The organism is Parasphingomonas frigoris (assembly GCF_036663815.1).
GTDB lineage: Bacteria > Pseudomonadota > Alphaproteobacteria > Sphingomonadales > Sphingomonadaceae > Sphingomonas.
In genome coordinates this window covers 1-18,729 of sequence record NZ_JAXOJQ010000006.1, presented here as the reverse complement: position 1 = coordinate 18,729, position 18,729 = coordinate 1, and the positions used below count along the sequence as shown (strand labels likewise).

Annotated in this window: 22 protein-coding genes; 8 read left to right on the top strand and 14 right to left on the bottom strand. The window is 66.8% G+C overall.

The window, feature by feature from the left end; genetic code table 11:
- Both hemF and U1872_RS17190 read right to left on the bottom strand, forming a co-directional pair.
- Positions 1 to 840 (bottom strand): oxygen-dependent coproporphyrinogen oxidase, encoded by an 840-nt coding sequence (gene hemF / locus U1872_RS17195; protein ID WP_332794148.1) that lies wholly within the window; start codon positions 838 to 840, stop codon positions 1 to 3.
- 188 nt (positions 841 to 1,028) lie between these two features.
- Entirely contained in the window at positions 1,029 to 1,478 is a 450-nt protein-coding gene (locus U1872_RS17190; protein ID WP_332794147.1) for a tRNA (cytidine(34)-2'-O)-methyltransferase, read from the bottom strand.
- Positions 1,479 to 1,665: 187 nt separating this feature from the next.
- On the opposite strand from U1872_RS17190, the gene petA reads away from it, so the two are divergent.
- From petA to U1872_RS17165, 5 genes are all read left to right on the top strand, one after another.
- Entirely contained in the window at positions 1,666 to 2,238 is a 573-nt protein-coding gene (gene petA / locus U1872_RS17185; protein ID WP_332794146.1) for a ubiquinol-cytochrome c reductase iron-sulfur subunit, read from the top strand.
- 10 nt (positions 2,239 to 2,248) lie between these two features.
- Complete coding sequence (locus U1872_RS17180) at positions 2,249 to 3,556, top strand: cytochrome b (RefSeq protein WP_332794145.1); 1,308 nt, start codon at positions 2,249 to 2,251, stop codon at positions 3,554 to 3,556.
- 15 nt (positions 3,557 to 3,571) lie between these two features.
- Positions 3,572 to 4,390, top strand: coding sequence for a cytochrome c1 (locus U1872_RS17175; protein WP_332794144.1), 819 nt, complete (start codon positions 3,572 to 3,574; stop codon positions 4,388 to 4,390).
- Between the two features lie 110 nt (positions 4,391 to 4,500).
- On the top strand, positions 4,501 to 5,037 hold the full coding sequence (locus tag U1872_RS17170; RefSeq protein ID WP_332794143.1) for an adenine phosphoribosyltransferase: 537 nt from the start codon (positions 4,501 to 4,503) through the stop codon (positions 5,035 to 5,037).
- A gap of 91 nt (positions 5,038 to 5,128) precedes the next feature.
- On the top strand, positions 5,129 to 5,536 hold the full coding sequence (locus tag U1872_RS17165) for a hypothetical protein (RefSeq protein WP_332794142.1): 408 nt from the start codon (positions 5,129 to 5,131) through the stop codon (positions 5,534 to 5,536).
- Between the two features lie 61 nt (positions 5,537 to 5,597).
- Here the strand turns inward: U1872_RS17165 and U1872_RS17160 are convergent, their stop codons facing one another.
- The 5 genes from U1872_RS17160 to ychF all read right to left on the bottom strand — a co-directional run bounded on the left by U1872_RS17160 (position 5,598) and on the right by ychF (position 10,595).
- Positions 5,598 to 6,047, bottom strand: a complete 450-nt coding sequence (locus tag U1872_RS17160; protein ID WP_332794141.1) for a MaoC family dehydratase — start codon at positions 6,045 to 6,047, stop codon at positions 5,598 to 5,600.
- A 38-nt stretch (positions 6,048 to 6,085) separates the two neighbouring features.
- On the bottom strand, positions 6,086 to 7,360 hold the full coding sequence (locus U1872_RS17155) for an alkaline phosphatase family protein (RefSeq protein WP_332794140.1): 1,275 nt from the start codon (positions 7,358 to 7,360) through the stop codon (positions 6,086 to 6,088).
- A 115-nt stretch (positions 7,361 to 7,475) separates the two neighbouring features.
- Positions 7,476 to 8,723: a hypothetical protein gene (locus tag U1872_RS17150; RefSeq protein WP_332794139.1), complete on the bottom strand. Its 1,248-nt coding sequence runs from the start codon at positions 8,721 to 8,723 to the stop codon at positions 7,476 to 7,478.
- A 418-nt stretch (positions 8,724 to 9,141) separates the two neighbouring features.
- Complete coding sequence (locus tag U1872_RS17145) at positions 9,142 to 9,456, bottom strand: hypothetical protein (protein ID WP_332794138.1); 315 nt, start codon at positions 9,454 to 9,456, stop codon at positions 9,142 to 9,144.
- Between the two features lie 38 nt (positions 9,457 to 9,494).
- Positions 9,495 to 10,595, bottom strand: a complete 1,101-nt coding sequence (gene ychF, locus U1872_RS17140) for a redox-regulated ATPase YchF (protein WP_133189705.1) — start codon at positions 10,593 to 10,595, stop codon at positions 9,495 to 9,497.
- 356 nt (positions 10,596 to 10,951) lie between these two features.
- On the opposite strand from ychF, the gene U1872_RS17135 reads away from it, so the two are divergent.
- Positions 10,952 to 11,431, top strand: coding sequence for a hypothetical protein (locus tag U1872_RS17135; RefSeq protein ID WP_332794137.1), 480 nt, complete (start codon positions 10,952 to 10,954; stop codon positions 11,429 to 11,431).
- 18 nt (positions 11,432 to 11,449) lie between these two features.
- Here the strand turns inward: U1872_RS17135 and U1872_RS17130 are convergent, their stop codons facing one another.
- The 7 genes from U1872_RS17130 to U1872_RS17100 form a co-directional block, all read right to left on the bottom strand.
- Complete coding sequence (locus U1872_RS17130) at positions 11,450 to 12,055, bottom strand: TIGR02466 family protein (protein WP_332794136.1); 606 nt, start codon at positions 12,053 to 12,055, stop codon at positions 11,450 to 11,452.
- Positions 12,052 to 12,627 carry an aminoacyl-tRNA hydrolase gene (gene pth / locus U1872_RS17125; protein WP_332794135.1) on the bottom strand — a complete coding sequence of 192 codons (576 nt, stop codon included), beginning with the start codon at positions 12,625 to 12,627 and terminating at the stop codon, positions 12,052 to 12,054. Before pth ends, U1872_RS17130 begins: the two co-directional genes overlap by 4 nt.
- A gap of 92 nt (positions 12,628 to 12,719) precedes the next feature.
- Positions 12,720 to 13,409 (bottom strand): 50S ribosomal protein L25/general stress protein Ctc, encoded by a 690-nt coding sequence (locus U1872_RS17120; protein WP_332794134.1) that lies wholly within the window; start codon positions 13,407 to 13,409, stop codon positions 12,720 to 12,722.
- Between the two features lie 293 nt (positions 13,410 to 13,702).
- Positions 13,703 to 14,566 (bottom strand): TraB/GumN family protein, encoded by an 864-nt coding sequence (locus U1872_RS17115; protein ID WP_332794133.1) that lies wholly within the window; start codon positions 14,564 to 14,566, stop codon positions 13,703 to 13,705.
- A complete protein-coding gene (locus tag U1872_RS17110; protein WP_332794132.1) occupies positions 14,563 to 15,507 on the bottom strand; it encodes a TraB/GumN family protein in 945 nt (314 codons plus the stop codon). The genes U1872_RS17115 and U1872_RS17110 overlap by 4 nt, the downstream gene beginning before the upstream one ends.
- Before the next feature lie 33 nt (positions 15,508 to 15,540).
- Positions 15,541 to 15,969 carry a hypothetical protein gene (locus U1872_RS17105; protein ID WP_332794131.1) on the bottom strand — a complete coding sequence of 143 codons (429 nt, stop codon included), beginning with the start codon at positions 15,967 to 15,969 and terminating at the stop codon, positions 15,541 to 15,543.
- Positions 15,956 to 16,171 carry a helix-turn-helix transcriptional regulator gene (locus tag U1872_RS17100; RefSeq protein ID WP_332794359.1) on the bottom strand — a complete coding sequence of 72 codons (216 nt, stop codon included), beginning with the start codon at positions 16,169 to 16,171 and terminating at the stop codon, positions 15,956 to 15,958. The genes U1872_RS17105 and U1872_RS17100 overlap by 14 nt, the downstream gene beginning before the upstream one ends.
- Positions 16,172 to 16,438: 267 nt before the next feature.
- Here U1872_RS17100 and U1872_RS17095 point away from each other — a divergent pair, with 267 nt between their 5' ends.
- The gene (locus tag U1872_RS17095; RefSeq protein ID WP_332794358.1) at positions 16,439 to 17,308 is read left to right on the top strand and encodes a glycine--tRNA ligase subunit alpha; all 870 of its coding nucleotides are present in this window, start codon (positions 16,439 to 16,441) and stop codon (positions 17,306 to 17,308) included.
- A 127-nt stretch (positions 17,309 to 17,435) separates the two neighbouring features.
- Positions 17,436 to 18,729 (top strand): glycine--tRNA ligase subunit beta (gene glyS, locus U1872_RS17090; RefSeq protein WP_332794130.1); only part of this gene is annotated, 1,294 nt, incomplete at its 3' end.

Here is an 18,729-nt window from a genome sequence, read left to right as displayed (position 1 = left end):
TCACGACCAGGTCGCGAGTGGCGGCAGGCTCATAAGGATCGCATCGATATTGCCGCCGGTCTTGAGCCCGAACAGCGTGCCGCGGTCATAGACCAGGTTGAATTCGGCGTAGCGCCCGCGCCATTCGAGCATCTGCGCGGTATCGGCGGGCGTGAACGGCACGTTCATCCGCCGCCGCACGATCCTCGGGTAAACGTCGAGAAACGCGCGGCCGAGATCCTGGATGAAGGCGAAATTGGCGGCGAAATCGCCCTCGAGATGGTCGCAGAAGATCCCGCCGACGCCGCGGTGCACCTTGCGGTGCGGGATGTAGAAATAGTCCTCGGCCCATTTCGAATAGCGCGCGTAATAGTCCGCGCCGTGCGGGTCGCAGGCGGCCTGCATCGCGGCGTGGAACTCGGCGGTATCCTCGGGATAGGGGAGCGGCGGGTTGAGATCGGCGCCGCCGCCGAACCAGCGCTTGGTGGTGACGAGGAAGCGGCAGTTCATGTGGACTGCGGGGACGTGCGGGTTGGCCATGTGTGCGACGAGGCTGATGCCGGTCGCGAAGAAGCTCGGGTCTTCGGCCGCGCCGTGGATCGACTTGGCGAACTCGCCCTCGAACGCGCCGCCGACTGTCGAGACGTTGACGCCGACCTTTTCGAAGACCTTGCCCTTCATCACGCCGCGCACGCCGCCGCCGCCGTCACCGCCGCTCGGGTCGGTGCGGTCCCACGCGGTGTAGTCGAAATCGGCGTCCGAGCCGGCTTCGCGTTCGATCGCGACGAATTCGGCGCAGATCTGGTCGCGCAATTGCTCGAACCATGTGCGGGCGGTGGTTTGTTCGGGGTCGAGGTCCATGGCGGCGTTGTGCCGAGAATCCGCTGCTTCTTCAATCCTCCCTCGCGCAGCGGGGGAGGGGGACCGCCAGCCTTCTTCAGGCTGGTGGTGGAGGGGGCGCCGCAAGAGGAACGCTCGTGGAGAGGCCCCCCTCCACCCCTCGGCTGAAGAAGCCGAGCGGTCCCCCTCCCCCGGTTCCCGGGGGAGGATCAGGTGGGCCATCCCCCGGTCTGGCGCAGCGCTTCGCTCAGCGCGATGCCGGCCGCGACTGCGATATTCAATGAACGCATGCCTTCGGCCAGCGGGATTCGCACCGCGAGATCGGCCTGCGCGTGCACCGCATCGGGAACGCCGCTCCCCTCCGATCCCATCAGCAGCACGTCGTCGGCGCGGAACGCGGCCGCGTCGATCCGGACGCCGCCGCGCGTCGTCAGCAGGACGATTCGCCCAGGGACCGTTGCGACGAACGCCTCCCAGTCGACGTGGCGCCGCACTTCGACCAGTTCGGCATAGTCCATGCCCGACCGGGCCAGCGCCTTCTCGCTCCAGGTGAAGCCGGTCGGCTCGATCACGTCGACGCCCACGCCGAGACAGGCGCCGAGCCGGAAGATGGCGCCGACATTGCCGGCCATGTCGGGTTGATAAAGAGCAATACGCATGCAGCCCCGCTAGCACCTCTAAAATGCAGTGGCAAAAGCCTGGTAGCCCGGCTAACAGAGCGTTTAAGCTTCCCCGACCGAGGGAAGCGTTCAGGCGTGCCTGTGGATCCGTCGTGCAGGGCGTCGTGTCAAAATTGATCGCTCGACCGCGCGCTGTGGCGGGGGAGCGAAGAACAAGGGCGAGTGGATGGCAAGCGGAAACACCCTGGACGTTCCCCTACACGAGGAACCGCACCATGAAGGGGAGCCGCGGCGTCGCGATTTCCTCAACATCGCGGCGGTCTCTGTCGCCGGCGTCGGCGCTCTCGCGATCGTCGTCCCCTTGATCAACCAGATGAACCCGTCGGCCGACGTGCTTGCGCTCGCCACGACCGAGGTCGATCTGACCAAGATCGAGGCCGGGCAGGGCGTCGTCGTCTCGTTCCGCAAGCAGCCGCTCTTCGTCCGCAACCTTACGCCCGCCGAGATCGTCGAGGCCGACAAGGTCGACGTCAAGTCGCTGCGCGATCCCGAAACGCTCGAGCAGCGCACGCGTGGCAAGAAGAACTGGCTGATCACGCTGGGCGTCTGCACGCATCTAGGCTGCATTCCGCAGGGCATCACCAGCGGCGAGGATCGCGGCCAGTATGGCGGCTATTTCTGCCCGTGCCACGGGTCGCAATACGACACTGCGGCACGCATCCGCAAAGGCCCGGCACCGAAGAATCTGCTCGTGCCGGATTACAAATTCACGTCGCCGTCGACGGTCGTGGTGGGTTGAGGATAGCGATATGAGTTTTCCCTGGGCCAAACATTACGAACCCAAGAGCGGGTTCACCAAGTGGATCGACCAGCGCCTGCCGCTCCCGCGGCTCGTCTATGGCGCGGTCGGTGCGGGCTATCCGGTGCCGCGCAACCTCAACTATTTCTGGAACTTCGGCGTGCTCGCCGGGGCCGCGCTGGCGATCCAGATCGTCACCGGCATCGTTCTCGCGATGCATTACGCGGCCAATGGCGGCGTGGCGTTCGATTCGGTCGAGCACATCATGCGCGACGTCAACGGCGGCTGGTTCCTGCGCTATGCGCACGCCAACGGCGCCTCGATGTTCTTCGTTGTGGTCTATATCCACATCTTCCGCGGCCTCTTCTACGGATCGTACAAGGCGCCGCGCGAGATGATCTGGCTCTTGGGCGTCACGATCTTCCTGCTGATGATGGCGACCGCGTTCATGGGCTACGTCCTCCCCTGGGGGCAGATGAGCTTCTGGGGCGCGCAGGTCATCACCGGCTTCTTCTCGGCGATCCCGGTGGTCGGCGAGACGATCCGGATCTGGCTGCTCGGCGGATATGCGCCGGACGATGCGGCGCTCAACCGCTTCTTCTCGCTCCACTATCTGCTGCCGTTCGTGATCGCGGGCGTCATCATCCTGCACATCTGGGCGCTTCACATTCCGGGTTCGAACAACCCGACCGGCGTCGACGTCAAAGGCGAGCAGGACACCGTTCCGTTCCATCCGTATTACACGGCCAAGGACGGCTTCGGGCTCGGCGTGTTCCTGTTCATCTTCGCGTCGCTGCTGTTCTTTGCGCCGAACAGCCTTGGACATCCGGATAACTACATCCCGGCGAACGCGCTGCAGACGCCCGCGCACATCGTCCCCGAATGGTATTTCTGGCCGTTCTACGCGATCCTGCGCTCGTTCACCGCGGACTTCCTGTTCATCCCCGCCAAGCTGCTCGGCGTGCTGGCGATGTTCGGGTCGATCCTGCTGCTGTTCTTCCTGCCATGGCTCGACAGCTCGCCGGTGCGCTCGTCCAACTATCGCCCGCTCTACCGGATCTTCTTCTGGATCCTGGTGCTCGACGTGCTGGTGCTCGGCTGGGTCGGCGGGTCGGAGATCTCGCCGTTCAAGGTCGCGCTCGGGCAGATCACCGCGGCCTATTATTTCGCGCACTTCCTGATCATCCTGCCGATCGTCTCGCGCGCCGAGCGGCCGCGGCCGTTGCCGAACTCGATCACCGAGGCGGTCCTGGCGAAAAAGGGTGGCACCAGTCCGGCTCATACCGCGCTCAGCGGTAGCCCGGTTCCGGCCGAATAAGGGGCATTCAGACCAATGGTTCGCGCAATCGCAATCCTCATCGGCGCCGGTATCGTCGCCTGCCTGGCCTGGGCGCTGTTCGGCACCGTCATGGGCGCTATCACGGATCCGGCCCCCGCGACGGCGGTGGAGGAGTTCCACCGTCATCCTAAGGACGTCGAGCTCGCATCCAACGGCGTGCTTGGCACCTACGACCAGCGGCAGCTGCAGCGTGGGCTGCAGGTGTACAAGGAAGTCTGCTCCAACTGCCACTCGCTCAAGCACGTCGCCTTCCGCGACCTGACGCAGCTTGGCTATTCGGCCGGACAGGTGAAGAAGTTTGCCGCCGACTGGGCGGTCAAGGCCAAGCAGTTCGACCCCAAGTCGGGCGACACGACCGAGCGGCCCAACACGCCGGCCGATTACTTCCCGACGGTCTATTATCCCGGCACCGGCAACCCGCCAGATCTCTCGCTGATCACCAAGGCGCGCCATGAAGGCCCGGCCTATGTCTATTCGCTGCTGACTGGGTATCAAGATCAGCCGGCCGCCTTGCTCAAGCACTTCCCCGACGCAAAGGTGCCCGACGGCCTCTACTACAATCCGTACTTTGCGAACCTCAACCTCGCGATGCCGCCACCGCTGACGCAGGATGGGCAGGTTACCTATCTCGATGGCACCAAGTCGACCGTCGACCAGAATGCCAAGGATGTCTCGGCGTTCCTGACCTGGGCGGCCGAACCGAACCTGCCGACGCGGCATGGCTATGGCATCGCGGTGCTCGGCTTCCTGCTGCTGTTCTGCGCGCTCTCTTATGGTGCGTATCAGAACATCTGGCGGGACATTAAGCACTGAGCCATACGTCGCCCCGGCGAAGGCCGGGGCCGCTGCGTTGACTCGCGGAACACCCGTTTCGCGAACCGACATAACGGCCCCGGCCTCCGCCGGGGCGACGAGGAATTTTCGTGTCCGACAATGACGATCTCAAGGCGCTGATCCGGACGATTCCGGATTTTCCCAAGCCCGGCATTCAGTTTCGTGACATCACCACGCTGTTGCTCGATCCGCACGGGTTTGGGCAGGCGATCACCCGGATGGCGGCGACCGCGCTTGGGCCGATCGATCTCGTGGCCGGGATCGAAGCGCGCGGCTTCATCTTCGCCGCCGCGCTCGCGCGTCCGCTGGGCGCCGGCGTGTTGCTGATCCGCAAGGACGGCAAGCTTCCCGGCGCGACGATCGCCGAGGATTATGCGCTCGAATATGGCACTGACCGGATCGCGATGCATGAAGATGCCTGCGCGCCGGGCAAGCGTGTGCTGCTGGTCGACGATCTGATCGCCACCGGCGGCACCGCGCGCGCCGCGCTGCGGCTGCTGCGCAAGGCCGGCGCGCTGGTCGAGCAGGCGCAGTTCCTCGTCGACCTGCCCGATCTCGGCGGCGCCGAGGCGCTGCGGGCCGAGGGGATCGCCGTCGATTCGCTGATAGCGTTTCCGGGTCACTAAGCGTCAGAGGAACCAACCGGGCGCGTTCGGGTTGATCCACACCATGGCGCCCCACGAACCGTCCGGCGCGCCGCCGATCAAGGACCGCGTCATGCCGCTCAAGAAAATCGCTCTCGCCGCCGCTGCGTTGGTGTCGCTCGGCGGGCTGTCTGCCTGCGTCGACGATTATGGCTATGGCGGTGTTCAGGTCGGGTATGGCGCGGGCGGGTGGGACCCCTATTACGGCGGCTATCGGGCCGACCCGTATTGGGGCTGGAACAACGACTATTATTATCCGGGCTCGGGCTATTACGTCTACGACCGGTACAATGTGCGGCATCGCTGGAACAACCAGCAGCGCGGCTATTGGCAGGGCCGCGCACAGCCATGGCGCGGTGCCCGCCGCGAGATCCGCCCGATGTGGCGCGACTATGGTGTCCAGGGGCGGCCTGGCGGCGGCAATCGCGGCGGCTTCGGCGGGCGCGGCGGCCCGGGGCGCGGCGGCGGCCACCGCCGCTAAGCCTCCCTCCGCAGAGCTTGAGAGCGCGTCGTCCTGTGTTGGGGGGCGGCGCGCTTTTGCGTCAGGCCGCGGGGCGCGTGCGGATCAGGCCGATCGAGACGAAGGTCATCACGGGCACGTCGTGCTGATTGAACACCGTCATCCGGCTGCGATAGCTGCCCATCTCGGGCCGGCTCTGCGACGCGCGTTTGTCGAGGATCTCGGTCTCGCACCGCAGCGTGTCGCCGGGATAGACGGGTTTCAGCCAGCGCAGCTCGTCGAGCCCGGGTGATCCGAGACCGGCCTGGTCGTTCGCCTTCAAATTCTCGACCACCATCGCCATCGTCATCGCGCAGGTATGCCAGCCGCTCGCCGAAAGTCGGCCGAAATGCGTCTCGGCAGCGGCGGCGTCGGACAAATGGAAGGGCTGCGGATCATAGGCCCGGGCGAAGGTCACAACCTCGTCGTGGAGCACGGCATACTGGCCGAACGACGATTTGGTTCCGACCGTGATATCTTCGAAATATTGCATCGCGCGAGTGTCTCGCGCACCCGCGACGAAGGCAAGCGCTACTTGGCGAGCGCCGCGCGGAACGGCGCATCGTCGCCGTCGAGTCCGGTCCCGGCGGGAAGCCCGAGCAGGTCGCGGATCAGCGGCGCGACGTCGACATTGTCGAAACCGGGCAGCGTCCCGAGCGGCTTGATCGCCGGGCCGGTTGCTATGAACAGGGCCGCCATTTCGGGCGCGGCATTGTCGAAACCATGGTTGCCACCGGGCTTCGCATCCGGCTTGGGCGCGGTGGCGGTGAGCGACCAGCCGGTTTCGGCGAGGCAGAAATAGGGCGGCACGCGCGGGTTGGCGCCATAGTGCAGCCGCGGTGGGATCTCGCTCTTGCGCCAGCAATCGTAATGCGCGTGATGGCCGAGCAGCGCCTTTTCGAGCGCCGTCTCATGTCCCGGCACCGCATAGAGGCTGGCGAACGGCCCCGATTCGAACAGGCGATAGTCCGCGGGGCTCGCGATGCTGTCGATCGCGATCGTGCGCACAGGACTGGTCGCCGCCATGCCGTGGTCGGCGACGATCACCAGATTGGCGGGCTGGCCGAGTGTGCGCAGGCCGGAGACGAGCGCACCGATCTGGGCGTCGACCTGCCTGACCGCTTCGGTCGTCTCGGGCGCGTCCGGGCCAAAGCTGTGGCCCGCGCTGTCGACGGTATCGAAATAGAGCGTGATGAAGCGCGGGCGCTGTGCCGCCGGCCGGCGCAGCCAGTCGATCACGCCGGCGACGCGTTGTTCGCCGGGCACCGCTTGGTCGAAGGGCCACCAATCCTCGGGCCGCACCCCGCCGTTGGTCGCGCCGTGGCCCTTGAGCGTGCCGCCCCAGGCGACGTTCGAGCCCGGCCAGAACATCGTCGCGCTGCGCACGCCGCCGCGCTCGGCCGTGACCCAGAGCGGCTCGGCGGCGTTCCACCAGAAGGGGTCCTTCGAATCCTCCATCGTGAACTTGTCGCCGGGACGTGCGACGTCCTCCATCGCGTTGGAGACGATGCCGTTGCGGTCGGGCCTGAGGCCAGTGACGAGCGTCCAGTGATTCGGGAAGGTCTTGGACGGGAAGGACGGCCGCATCGCCGCGCTGATCCCGCTCGCGGCGAGCGCATCGAGGTTCGGCGTCACCCCGCGCGCGCGGTAATCGGGGCGGAAGCCGTCGATCGAGACGAGGATCGTCACCGGTGCCCGCGCTTCCTCGCGCAGCGCGGTTGGGCGCGGTCCGGGGGCGGGCGCGGTGACGCAGGCCTGGAGGGCGGCGCACAAGGCGGCGGCAAAGATCTTGGTGGTCCAACGCATGTGCGATCCCCTGCGACACGATTGCGTCGGCGCTATGACAGGCGTCTCCGGCCTCGCCTAGCCTCTGACCGCATTCGTCACCCCGGGCTCGGCCAGGGGTGACGGTTGCGCGGTGCTATCCCCCAAGCGACACCTTGGCGAAAAGGCTGAAGCTCACCGGCATCTTGCCATACGCCGCGTCGAGCGCGGCAGGCTTGGCGAACACCCCGACCGAACCGCCGAGCGCGAGATCGAACGGCCCGACGAACGGCATGCGATAGGCATAGCCCCCTTCGAGCTTGCCGACGCGGAACTTGCGGCCGTGCAGTGGGTCGGTCCGGTCGGGGAACAATTCGTCATTCGCCACATCTTCCGCGCGCGCGAACACCGTGTGATGGCGGTCGATGTCCCAATTCGCCTCGGCCAGCCACGCGGTCAGCGTGCGCCCGGGGAGCAGATGCTTGTTCGAGAAGGCGAGCAGCGCGGAGACGCCCTTCCGCGCATATTGCACGCTCGCGGTGGTGCGCGCCTCGTCACGGTCGGGCTCGAGCTGTTCGGGGCTCTTGAGCCGGCCGTGGCTGACCTGCACCGCCCAGGCGGGCGAGGGGGTCCAGGTCGCGCGCACGCTCCACGAATCGAGGCTGGGGCGTTCGATGTTCCAGCGAAACTGGTCAGGCTCGCGCCCACGGAACGCCGAGGCCTCGAACTGCCAGCGCGGCGCGGCATAGCCGAGCGTCACCACGCCGTAGCTGATATGCGTGCTGTCGAACCAATGGTGCGTGATCGGCGACAGCGGCTGATAGGTCGCAGACGTGCGGTGCATGAACGCCGAAGGTCCGATCGCCGGCTCGGCGACGGGGCCGCCATAGACGAACACGCTGCCGGGCCCGGCATCGATATCGAGCCGCGCCGACAGCTCCATGAACAAATCGTGCGGATGCTGGCGGTCGGTCAGCTGGAGCAGCCCGTCGGCAGTCTCGCCGGTGGCGAAGAGGTTGGGATAGCCCTTTTTGCCCATCGCCGGTTCGAGGCTCATCATCGAGCGCAGCTGCAACCGCGCGCCGCCATAATCCCGCGCGGCGGAGAGCATCGCCATCGAGGTAACGAACGCCTCGTTCTCGCCGCGCGGACCGCCTTGGTCGGTATAGACGCCCCAGGCATAGCCGTGGAGCATCAGCATCCAGTCACCCGCCATGAAGTGCGACCCACGCATCGCGCCATCGTTGCCGGGGTTGCGCGCGGTGCCCGAGCCTTCGGTATAGGCGCCGTCGGGCGGGCCCATCGTCATGCCGGGCATGGCGGCCATGTCGTGGCCGGCGTGCTCGGTCTGGTCGGTGTGGCCGCCATGCGCGGCGGGGTCCGGGGACGCTGGTGGCATGGTCATGCCGGGCATGGAGTCGGAAGCAGCATGCGGGGGGGCGTCGCCCCCTAGTTGTTCCGGGGAAGGCCGCGGACCGGGTGTCGCGGCGGTCGTCGGCGCGTGCAGTGCGTGATCGTCAGCCGTTTGCGACTGGGGCGTGGCCGTTGCGCCAGAAGCAGCTGGGGAGCGGGTCGGCGTGGACGCCGGCATTGCCCCGTGCTTGTGCGCGGGCACCGGCACCGGCACCGGCGCCGCGCGCTTCGCGGGTTTCGGCTTCGGTTTCGCCGGCATCGGCATGTCCATCTTCATGCCGGGCATCATCTGCGCGAGCGCGCCCGTCGGCAGCAACGCTGCCACGGCACAGCCCGCGATCATCATCGATCGAGTCATTGTGTCAGTCCTCACGAACGCAAAAAAGCCAGGCGGGCGCGCGGCCCGCGGTTCAGGCTTTCGAGCGCGGAGGGGGCAAAGCGGGCGGAGTGCCCGACGCCGGGTCGAATGCCGCGGCAACGATGCGCCGCGGCGGTGCGGCGGGTGACAGCGGCGCGGTTACACCGCGCGCGGCAAGGCTCGCGGGCGGGATGCAGCCGATGCACATGTGCGGGACAGTCGCATGGTCGTCGCGAACCGGCGCGGCGTGGCCGGCATGATGCATCGCCGTCGCCTTCGGCGGGGGCGCGTCATGGCACGGCGCGCTCGCGAACGCCGGGAAGGCAAAGGCTGCCAAGAGCAGCGCAAGGATCAGGCGGGCGAACACGGGGACAGCGCTACGCCGTGTCCGCCCGCGCGACAAGGTCAGACGTTGAAGCGGAAGTTGAGCACGTCGCCGTCATGGACGACATACTCCTTGCCTTCCTGGCGGAGCTTGCCGGCATCGCGCGCGCCGGTTTCGCCGCCGAGCGCGACGTAATCGTCATAGGCGATCGTCTCGGCGCGGATGAAGCCGCGCTCGAAATCGGTGTGGATCTCGCCCGCTGCCTGCGGGGCCTTGGCGCCGGCATGGACGGTCCAGGCGCGCGCTTCCTTGGGGCCGACGGTGAAGAAGGTGAACAGCTTGAGCAAGCGATAGCCCGCGACGATGACGCGCGTCAGGCCGGTCTCGGTCAGCCCGAGCTCCGCCAGGAACTCACCACGCTCTTCGGCGGCCATCGTGGCGATCTCGGCCTCGATCGCGGCCGAGACGACGACGGCTTCGGCGCCCTCGGCCTTGGCCTTCTCGAACACGCGCGCCGACTGGCTGTTGCCGTTGGCGGCGCTCGCTTCCTCGACGTTGCAGACATAGAGGACGGGCTTGGCGGTGAGCAGCTGGGCTTGGCTGAAGGCGCGCGTCTCGTCCTCGTCCTTGGGCACGGTCAAGCGCGCGGGCTTGCCCTCGCGCAGCAGCTCGAGTGCTTGCCCCAGCACCGAAGCCGCAACCTTGGCCTCCTTGTCGCCCTGCGTCGCCTTCTTGAGCAAATTGGGGACGCGCTTCTCGAGGCTCTCGAGGTCCGACAGCATCAGCTCGGTCTCGACCGTCTCGGCGTCGGCGATCGGATCGACCTTGCCCTCGACATGCGTGACGTCGTCATCCTCGAAGCAGCGCAGCACATGGACGATCGCGTCGACTTCGCGGATGTTGCCGAGGAACTGGTTGCCGAGACCCTCGCCCTTCGACGCGCCGCGCACCAGGCCGGCAATGTCGACGAACCCGAGTTGCGTCTCGATGATCTTGGCCGAGCCGGCCACCGCGGCGAGCTTGTCGAGCCGCGGGTCGGGCACCGCGACGTTGCCGACGTTCGGCTCGATCGTGCAGAACGGATAGTTCGCCGCCTGCGCCGCCGCGGTCTGCGTCAGCGCGTTGAAGAGGGTGGACTTGCCGACATTGGGCAGCCCGACGATGCCACAGCGAAAACCCATGATATTCCTTGGTGTGCGATGATGTGCGTGAAAGCCCGCCCGATACGGCTTTGTGCCGCGAAAGACCAGCCTGTCGCACCATGAAGGCCCTTGCCGGGAACCCGCAAAGGCATAGGCTGTTGATTCTGGATCAAGTCGCTCGCTTGCCGAGTCGTACGTCGGAGTTTCTTGCTGGGGTCAATGCGATGCGCCGAAAGTATCTGCGGAGCTGCTGTGTCACGATCCTGCTTTCGGGCTCGGCGCCGGGCGTTGCCAGTGCGGCCGACTTCGAATCGCACATCGTTTCGCTCGAAGACCCGGCGAGTACGCAAGACCCCGCCGCTGTGCACGGCACGACCGCTCGTGCTCTCGTATCAATGTCCCCGCATACCGAAACCGCTGCTCAGCCTGCGGTCTCCTACGATCTGCGGCTGGCGCGGGGCTATCAGGCGAACGCGGTGACGACGCTCAAGCAGAATCTCCGCGCGCGCGGCACCGGCATGAAGGACGCCTATGCGCATGGCGATCGCGGGCTGCGTGTGTCGGTCGGATCGAGCTATCACATGCGGTACCGCGCTTCCGATGTCGGGCCGGGCGCCGCGGCTGGCAACGCCGCGCTGATGCGGCTCCCGGTCGGCGCGGTGAATCTGCGCGACGGCTATGAGAATTACGCGCCGGTCGCGATGCTTGGCTATGACGCTGCGGTCAGCGACCGGATGAAGGTCGGGATCGAGGGCGGCATGATGGTCGGCCGCTCGACCGCGATGTATGCCGACGAGACGGTCCCGGGCCTGCGCGAGGAGAGCCATAGCGCGCGCAATCCGGTGGCGGACCTGGTGATGACCTACGCGTTCTGACGCTGCATCGCCCCGCGCCTACCAGCGATAGTTGAAGCTGATGCTCACCCGCTCGGTCTTGGCGGTGCCCGGCGCGACTTCGTGGCGCAGCCAGCTTTCCCACAGCAGCACGCTGCCCGCCTGCGGCTCGAGCGCGACGAAGGTCTTGAGCGCCTCGATCGCATCGTCGCGGCGGCGCGGCGCGGCCATCATCATCGGGAGGCGCGGATCCTCGAACTTGATCGCGCCAGCGCCCGGTGGAACGGCGATGTAGACGGTGCCCGAGACCACGCTGTGCGGATGGACGTGGCCAGAATGCGCGCCCCCCGGCTTCATCACATTGACCCACAGGCTGTCGAGCTTGAGCTTGCCGCCTTCGAGCTCGAACGCGCATTCCTCGGCGAACTTGGCGACATGCTTGTTGAGCAGCTTGACGAGGTCGCCGAACGCCGGGTCGCGCACCGGCAGGTCGTTGAGCGAGGCGTAGGAGGTATAGCCGCGATAGCCATGCGCCTTCGACCAGTTCCGACCCGCGCGATCGTCCTCGGCAAGCGCGTGGCACGAACGCTCGAGCTCGGCGACCAACGCCGCATTCTTGAGCTTCGCCTCGTAGAGTGGGGTCGCGAACAGGTTGCGCGTGGTCACTTCTTGTCTCCCAGTCGCAACGCGACGTCGCTCATGAATCGGCCGTCGGCGCCGCTAGCGAGCCATGGTGACTCGGCCGCGACAGCGCCGAGCATGTCGGCAAGCGAATCCATTTCGGCCTTGGCGTAATTGCCGAGAACGTAGGGGCTGACCTTGTCCTTGTGGCCGGGATGGCCGATGCCGAGGCGGACGCGGCGAAAGGCGTTGCCGATATGCGCTTCGGTCGAGCGCAGGCCGTTGTGGCCCGCGGTGCCGCCGCCGGTCTTCACCTTGACGCGGAACGGGTCGAGGTCGAGTTCGTCGTGGAAGACGGTGACGTCGCCCTCGGTCAGCTTGTAGAAGCGCATCGCCTCGCCGACGCTGCGGCCGCTTTCGTTCATGAAAGTGGCGGGCTTCAGGAGCAGGATCTTCTCGCTGCCGATGCGGCCTTCCTGGGTCCAGCCCTGGAACGCCTTCTTAACCGCGCCGAAGCCATGCAGGTCGGCGATCGTGTCGAGCGCCATGAAGCCGACATTGTGCCGGTTGAGCGCATATTGCGCGCCGGGATTGCCCAGGCCGACCCAGATTTGCACGGCGAAAGCCTACCTTTTCAAACGAACGGGGCAGCGAAAGCGTCTGCTTCCGCTGCCCCGATTGTGCGCATCCCGCAAGGGGACAGCGCTGCTTACTCTGCCTTGTCGCCTTCGGCGTCGTCGGCAGCGTCTTCTGCAGCGGCTTCGGCCTCGGCTTCAGCCGACTGGGCTTCGGCAACGGCAGCCTCGAGCTCTTCGTCCTCGACGGTCGGGACCGTCGGGGGAACGATCGTCGCGATCGCGAAGTCGCGGTCGGTGATCGCCGGCGTCACGCCCTTGGGCAGCTTGACGTCCGAGATGTGGATCGAGGCACCGACGTCGAGACCTGCCAGCGAGATCGTGATCTCGGTGGGGATGTCGGCTGCGTCGCAGACCAGCTCGAGCTCGTGGCGCGTGACGTTGAGCACGCCGCCGGCCTTGGCGATCCCGGGGGCGTCGTCTTCATCGGTGAAGGCGATCGGCACGTTGACGTGCACCGTGGTGTGCGCGCCGATGCGCAGGAAGTCGACATGCGTCGGACGATCGGAGACGGCGTCGAACGAGACGTCCTTCGGCAGGGTGCGGATCTGCTTGCCACCGGCGTCGACCATGACGACCGAATTCATGAAGTGACCGGTCATGAGGAGACGCATCAGCGCCTTTTCCTCGACGTGGATCGAGAGGGGTTCTTGCTTGTTGCCGTAGATCACGGCGGGGACGCGGCCTTCGCGACGAAGCAAACGGGAGGCTCCCTTGCCAACCTGTTCGCGCGTCTCGGCTGCGAGCTCCAATTGGTCGCTCATTGCATTACTCCGAAATACGGTTGTGGTGTTTCCGGCCAAGCCTCCAGGGATGACCCTGGCCGAAGCGCCGCGCTATAGGGGAGCGGGGGGGGAAGTGCAATATCGCAACTCCCTCTCCCATCGGGAGAGGAGTTTCGGGTCGGCCATGCCCCGCATGGCCTGAACAGCGCGGGGCGCTGTTCACCCGAAACTGGGCCCGCGCCGCAGGCGTGGGAAGGGTGAGGGTCGAAGCGGAACACCCAGCTGCCCTCGTCCGGCGCTTCGCGCCACTTTCTCCCAAAGGGAGAAGGATTTCACTCCACCCGCTCGACCTTCAGCCCCCGCGCCTGCAGCATCGCCACTACCGAGCCCGGCCCAACCAAATGCCCTACACCAACCGCGACGAACACCCGCCCAGGCCGTGCCAGCCGGCGCACAATCGCGCTCGCCCAGCGCGCGTTGCGATCGGTCACCAGCGCCGCCCCCATCGCCGGATCGCGCCGTAGCGGCGCGACATCGGCGGCGAGCCCCGCCGCATCTCCGGCCGTCCACGCTGTGAGCAGCGCGGCATCGCCCTTCGCCGCCGAAAGGGCGTCTCGCGCTGCGGCGATCAGCAGCGTTCGTTGCGACTCGGCGGGAAGGCGGTCGAACAGCCGCAATTGCCCCTCGCGGCTTTCCAGTGCGCCGATCGCCTTGCCCGCAAACGCCCGCGTCAGCACCGCCTCGACGCCATTGGCGGCCTCGGCAGCGGCGACATGACCGGCCCCTGCGCTGATCGTCAGCGCCGCCGCCCATGTCTTCAACCCATCGAGCGTTTCCGGCGATTGCCCCGCGACTGCCATCCCGCGCGCGAGTGTCGCGCGGTCTGCCGGTGCCACTCGGTCGAGCAACGGCGGCAGTCCTGGTTGCTCGGCCAGCGCCAGGAACTGCGCACGCGCGGCGCCATCGTCGGCAGGCGGGACTTCGAGGATCAGCGTGTCCGCCGCCGCGATCGCACCGGCCACCGCGGGCGTCTGCCAGGCGACGCGTGGCGGCAGCGCGTGGATCGATCCGAACAGCCAGATCGTCGTATCGCCGTCCGCCACCCGCCACAGCGCGGGATGCGCCGGGATCTCCGGCGCCTGTCCACACCCCGCCAGCGCCAGCGCCAGCCCGATCGCGACGCCCGGGCGTCTCAATAGCGGATCCGCGTCGCGACGATGCGATGCTTGGCGAGCTGCGCCTGCACGCTGTCCTTGCCCGCGAGATGCCCCGCGCCGACCGCGATGAACACCGTCCCCGGCGTCTTCAGCCGGTTGTCGATCCAGTCCGCCCAGCGCGCGTTGCGATCGACCAGCAGCACTTTGTAGAGATTCTCTTGGCCGGTCAGATCCTCGTTCATCAGCTTGCTCAAGCCCTCGGCGTCGCCGGCTTTCCATTTGTCGACCATCGCGTTGATCGTGGTGTCGAATTTATCGAGGTCCTTCACGTTCTCGAGCAGGAAGGCGATCTGGTCGGCTTGCGGCAAATCGTGGAAATAGCCGAGTTGCTGTTCGAGCGTCTCGAGCCCGGTGACCGGCTTGCCCGCGGCCTTGGCTGCGGCGTCGAGCGCCATCTCGGCGCCGTCGGTGGTGCTGTAGCCCGCCTTTTGCAGCGAGATCTGCCCCATCGTCACCGCGGCGAACCACGGTTCGAAGCGATCGAGCGCGGCGGCGGGAACGCCGAGCTTGGCGAGCGCGGCGCCGTAGGCCGCGCGGCTCTTCTCGGGGAGCTTCTGCGTCAGCGTGGGGCCGGTCGGGTCCATCGCCAGCGGTCCGATCACCGTCTTGGCTTGCTCGGGCGTCGGCAGCGGGATTTCGAGCACAAGTTGCCCGCTCGCATCGAACGCCTTTCGCACTGCCGAATCGAACCAGCTGAGGTTGGGTTTGAGCGCATGGACCGTGCCGAACAGATAGATCGTCGTGTCCTTGTCCTTGACCACCCACAGCGCCGGATCGGCGGGAACGGAGGCGACGGGCGCGGGCGCAGCAGGTGCGGGGGCAGGTGTGGGGGCAGGCGCGGCGTTTTGCGGCGCGCTGTTGGCGGCCAACAGCAGCGCGGCGAGCGTGACCGCCGTCTGCCCGAAATCGAGCGTCTTCATGTTCAAATCCTTATCAAAAGGCGTGAGTCGAGGTCAGCGCAGCTTGCGCCAGGCATAGGCAAGGCCGGTCGAGACGAGCACTGCGAGATACAGCGTCATCGCATCGGGGGCAGGGACGAGCCCGCCCTTCCACAGGATCAGCCAGACGGGATAGGCGATCAGCAGCACGTTGGCGCCGATCGTCGCCGCCCAGTAATTGTCGAGTCGCTGGAGCTCGTCCATCGTGCGGTGATAGACGATGCTGCCCGCCGTCACCGCACCGACCATCAGCAGCGCGGCAAGGATCGCGAACCATGCCGGCAGCGAACCGCCGGTGGTGAGCGACGCCTCGCGCGGCTCGATCAGCGCGGCGGTGAAGCCGACCGCGCCGCCGAGCAGGCCGAGCACGGCGAAGGTGATGAGCGTACGGCGCGAGCGGGCGCGATCGGCCGCCTCGCCGGGGCCGATGTCATTCTGCGTCATGGGTATTTCCGGTCTGATCATCGAAAATCTCCTCGATCGGCATTTCGAACAGGCGCGCCAGTTTGAACGCCAGCGGCAGCGACGGGTCGTATTTGCCGGTTTCAATTGCGTTGACCGCCTGCCGCGACACGCCGAGCCGGCCACCAAGCTCGGCCTGGCTCCAGTCGCGTTCGGCGCGCAGCACCTTCAAGCGGTTTTTCATGTCGGCTTCCATCTGAGTCGCATCGTCAATCGAGCGGCGACAGGGGGCTGCATGGATCATCGAACATCTGTCCTCCATCATGCGACGCTGACACTATGTCAGCTGTCCATGACTAAATGACAGCGAGTTGCGTCCATGTCAAGAACCCCTGACAAAAGGTCAGTGCAGGCTGACGGGACGGCGCCAATGCCCAGCGCGCGGTTGAAATTCCCGTCGCCCTGCGCCAAAGCCCGCGGCGTGACCGACAGACCCCTCAGCTTCCAGGGCATGATCCTCAAGCTCCACGAATACTGGAGCCAGCATGGCTGCCTCATCCTCCAGGCCTATGACATGGAGATGGGGGCGGGGACGTTCCACACCGCCACCACGCTGCGCGCGCTCGGCCCCAAGCCGTGGAACGCCGCCTTCGTCCAGCCGTGCCGCCGCCCGACGGACGGCCGCTATGGCGAGAACCCCAACCGCCTGCAGCATTACTACCAATATCAGGTGATCCTGAAGCCGAGCCCGACGAACCTGCAGGAGCTGTATCTCGGCAGCCTCGCGGCGATCGGGATCGATCCGCTGGTCCACGACATCCGTTTCGTCGAGGACGATTGGGAAAGCCCGACGCTCGGCGCGTGGGGCCTGGGTTGGGAAGTGTGGTGCGACGGGATGGAAGTCACCCAGTTCACCTATTTCCAGCAGATGGGCGGCTTCGACATGAAGCCCGTCGCGGGCGAGCTCACCTACGGGTTGGAGCGGCTCGCGATGTACGTGCAGAATGTCGACAATGTGTACGACCTGGCGTTCAACGATGCCGGCGTGACCTATGGCGAGGTGTTCCACGAGAATGAGGTCGAGATGTCGACCTGGAATTTCGAGGTCGCGGACACCGACAGCCTGTTCGATGCCTTCCGCAAGCATGTCGCCGAATGCGAGAACAGCCTTGCGGCCAAGCTGCCGATCCCGGCCTATGAGCAGGCGATCAAGGCGAGCCACGTCTTCAACCTGTTGCAGGCGCGCGGGGTGATCTCGGTCGCCGAGCGGCAGGCCTATATGGGCCGCGTGCGCGATCTCGCGAAGGGCAGCTGCCAGGCGTGGATGGACAAGAATGCCGAGGGCTGGAAGGCGGAGTATCCCGCGTGGAGCGCCGCGTGATGGGTTCGTTTAAGAAGGCCCTCACCCAACCCTCTCCCGCAAGGGCGGGAGAGGGCTTTTCTGTATGCACCCGGCTCCTTCTCCCGCTCTTCGCGGGAGAGGGCTGGGGTGAGGGCCTTCTTCTGCCATGACCGACTTCCTCCTAGAACTCCGCTCCGAGGAAATCCCCGCGCGGATGCAGGATCGCGCGCGCGAGGATCTCGCCAAGCTCTTCACCGCCGAGCTCGCCAAGGCCGGCCTCCAGCCAGGCGAGTTGCAGACCTACGCCACCCCGCGCCGCCTCGTGCTGATCGCGCGCGATCTCCCCGCGCAGACTGCTGCCGTGTCGGAAGAGACCAAGGGCCCCAAGACCAGCGCGCCGCCGCAAGCGCTCGAAGGCTTCCTGCGCAAGACCGGCCTGACGCGCGAGCAGCTCGTCGAGCGCGACGGCATCCTGTTCGCGGTGATCGACAAGCCCGGCCGCGCCACCGCCGATGTGCTGGCGGCCGCGATCCCCGCGATCGTCCGCGCCTTCCCCTGGCCCAAGGCGATGCGCTGGGGCGCGGCATCGACCACGATGGAATCGCTGCGTTGGGTGCGCCCGCTGCAGGGGATCGTCGCTTTGTTCGGCGACGATGTGATCGACTGCGAGATCGCCGGCATCACCAGCGGTGCCGCCACGGTCGGGCATCGCTTCCACCATCCGCACGTCATCACGATCGGCAACGCCAACGACTATGTCGAGAAGCTGCGCGCCTGTCATGTGATCGTCGACCAGGCCGAACGCCGCCAGATCATCGCGCTCGGCGCGACGATGGCCGCGCGCAAGGCTGGGCTCGAGCTGGTGCAGGACGAGGGGCTGCTGAGCGAGAATGCTGGCCTCACCGAATGGCCGGTGCCGCTGCTCGGTCGCTTCGACGAGGCGTTTCTGGAAGTGCCGCCCGAGGTGATCCAGCTGACGGCGCGCGTGAACCAGAAGTATTTCGTGTGCCGCGATGCTTCGGGCGCGCTGGCGAACGCGTTCGTCTGCACCGCCAATATCGACGCGGCCGATGGCGGCGCGAAGATCGTCGAGGGCAACCGCAAGGTGCTCGCGGCACGGCTGTCCGACGCGAAATTCTTCTACGAGACCGATCTCAAGGTGCCGCTCGAGGAGCAGGCGGCCAAGCTCGACCGGATCGTGTTCCACGAAAAGCTCGGCACGGTGGCCGATAAGGTCGACCGCGTCGCGAAGCTCGCGCGCTGGCTGGTGGAGGAGGGGATCGTCTCTGCTTCTCCCTCTCCCCCCCGGGGAGAGGGCCGGGGAGAGGGGGACGCCTCAACAGGCGTCCCGCTCGGTAACGCAGTACTGGGGGGGGGGGGGGGGGGGGGGGGGCGGGGGGGGGGGGGGGGGGGGGGGGGGGGGGGGGGGGGGGCCCCGGCGGGGGGGGGCGGCGGGGCGG

Coding starts and splice junctions, on each gene's coding strand:
- U1872_RS17160 (WP_332794141.1), bottom strand. CDS start 6,047: ATGCAATATTTCGAAGATATCACGGTCGGAACCAAATCGTCGTTCGGC.
- hemF (WP_332794148.1), bottom strand. CDS start 840: ATGGACCTCGACCCCGAACAAACCACCGCCCGCACATGGTTCGAGCAA.
- U1872_RS17165 (WP_332794142.1), top strand. CDS start 5,129: ATGCCGCTCAAGAAAATCGCTCTCGCCGCCGCTGCGTTGGTGTCGCTC.
- U1872_RS17180 (WP_332794145.1), top strand. CDS start 2,249: ATGAGTTTTCCCTGGGCCAAACATTACGAACCCAAGAGCGGGTTCACC.
- U1872_RS17120 (WP_332794134.1), bottom strand. CDS start 13,409: ATGAGCGACCAATTGGAGCTCGCAGCCGAGACGCGCGAACAGGTTGGC.
- U1872_RS17155 (WP_332794140.1), bottom strand. CDS start 7,360: ATGCGTTGGACCACCAAGATCTTTGCCGCCGCCTTGTGCGCCGCCCTC.
- U1872_RS17100 (WP_332794359.1), bottom strand. CDS start 16,171: ATGAAAAACCGCTTGAAGGTGCTGCGCGCCGAACGCGACTGGAGCCAG.
- petA (WP_332794146.1), top strand. CDS start 1,666: ATGGCAAGCGGAAACACCCTGGACGTTCCCCTACACGAGGAACCGCAC.
- U1872_RS17175 (WP_332794144.1), top strand. CDS start 3,572: ATGGTTCGCGCAATCGCAATCCTCATCGGCGCCGGTATCGTCGCCTGC.
- U1872_RS17190 (WP_332794147.1), bottom strand. CDS start 1,478: ATGCGTATTGCTCTTTATCAACCCGACATGGCCGGCAATGTCGGCGCC.
- U1872_RS17150 (WP_332794139.1), bottom strand. CDS start 8,723: ATGACCATGCCACCAGCGTCCCCGGACCCCGCCGCGCATGGCGGCCAC.
- U1872_RS17110 (WP_332794132.1), bottom strand. CDS start 15,507: ATGAAGACGCTCGATTTCGGGCAGACGGCGGTCACGCTCGCCGCGCTG.
- U1872_RS17105 (WP_332794131.1), bottom strand. CDS start 15,969: ATGACGCAGAATGACATCGGCCCCGGCGAGGCGGCCGATCGCGCCCGC.
- U1872_RS17095 (WP_332794358.1), top strand. CDS start 16,439: ATGATCCTCAAGCTCCACGAATACTGGAGCCAGCATGGCTGCCTCATC.
- U1872_RS17135 (WP_332794137.1), top strand. CDS start 10,952: ATGTCCCCGCATACCGAAACCGCTGCTCAGCCTGCGGTCTCCTACGAT.
- ychF (WP_133189705.1), bottom strand. CDS start 10,595: ATGGGTTTTCGCTGTGGCATCGTCGGGCTGCCCAATGTCGGCAAGTCC.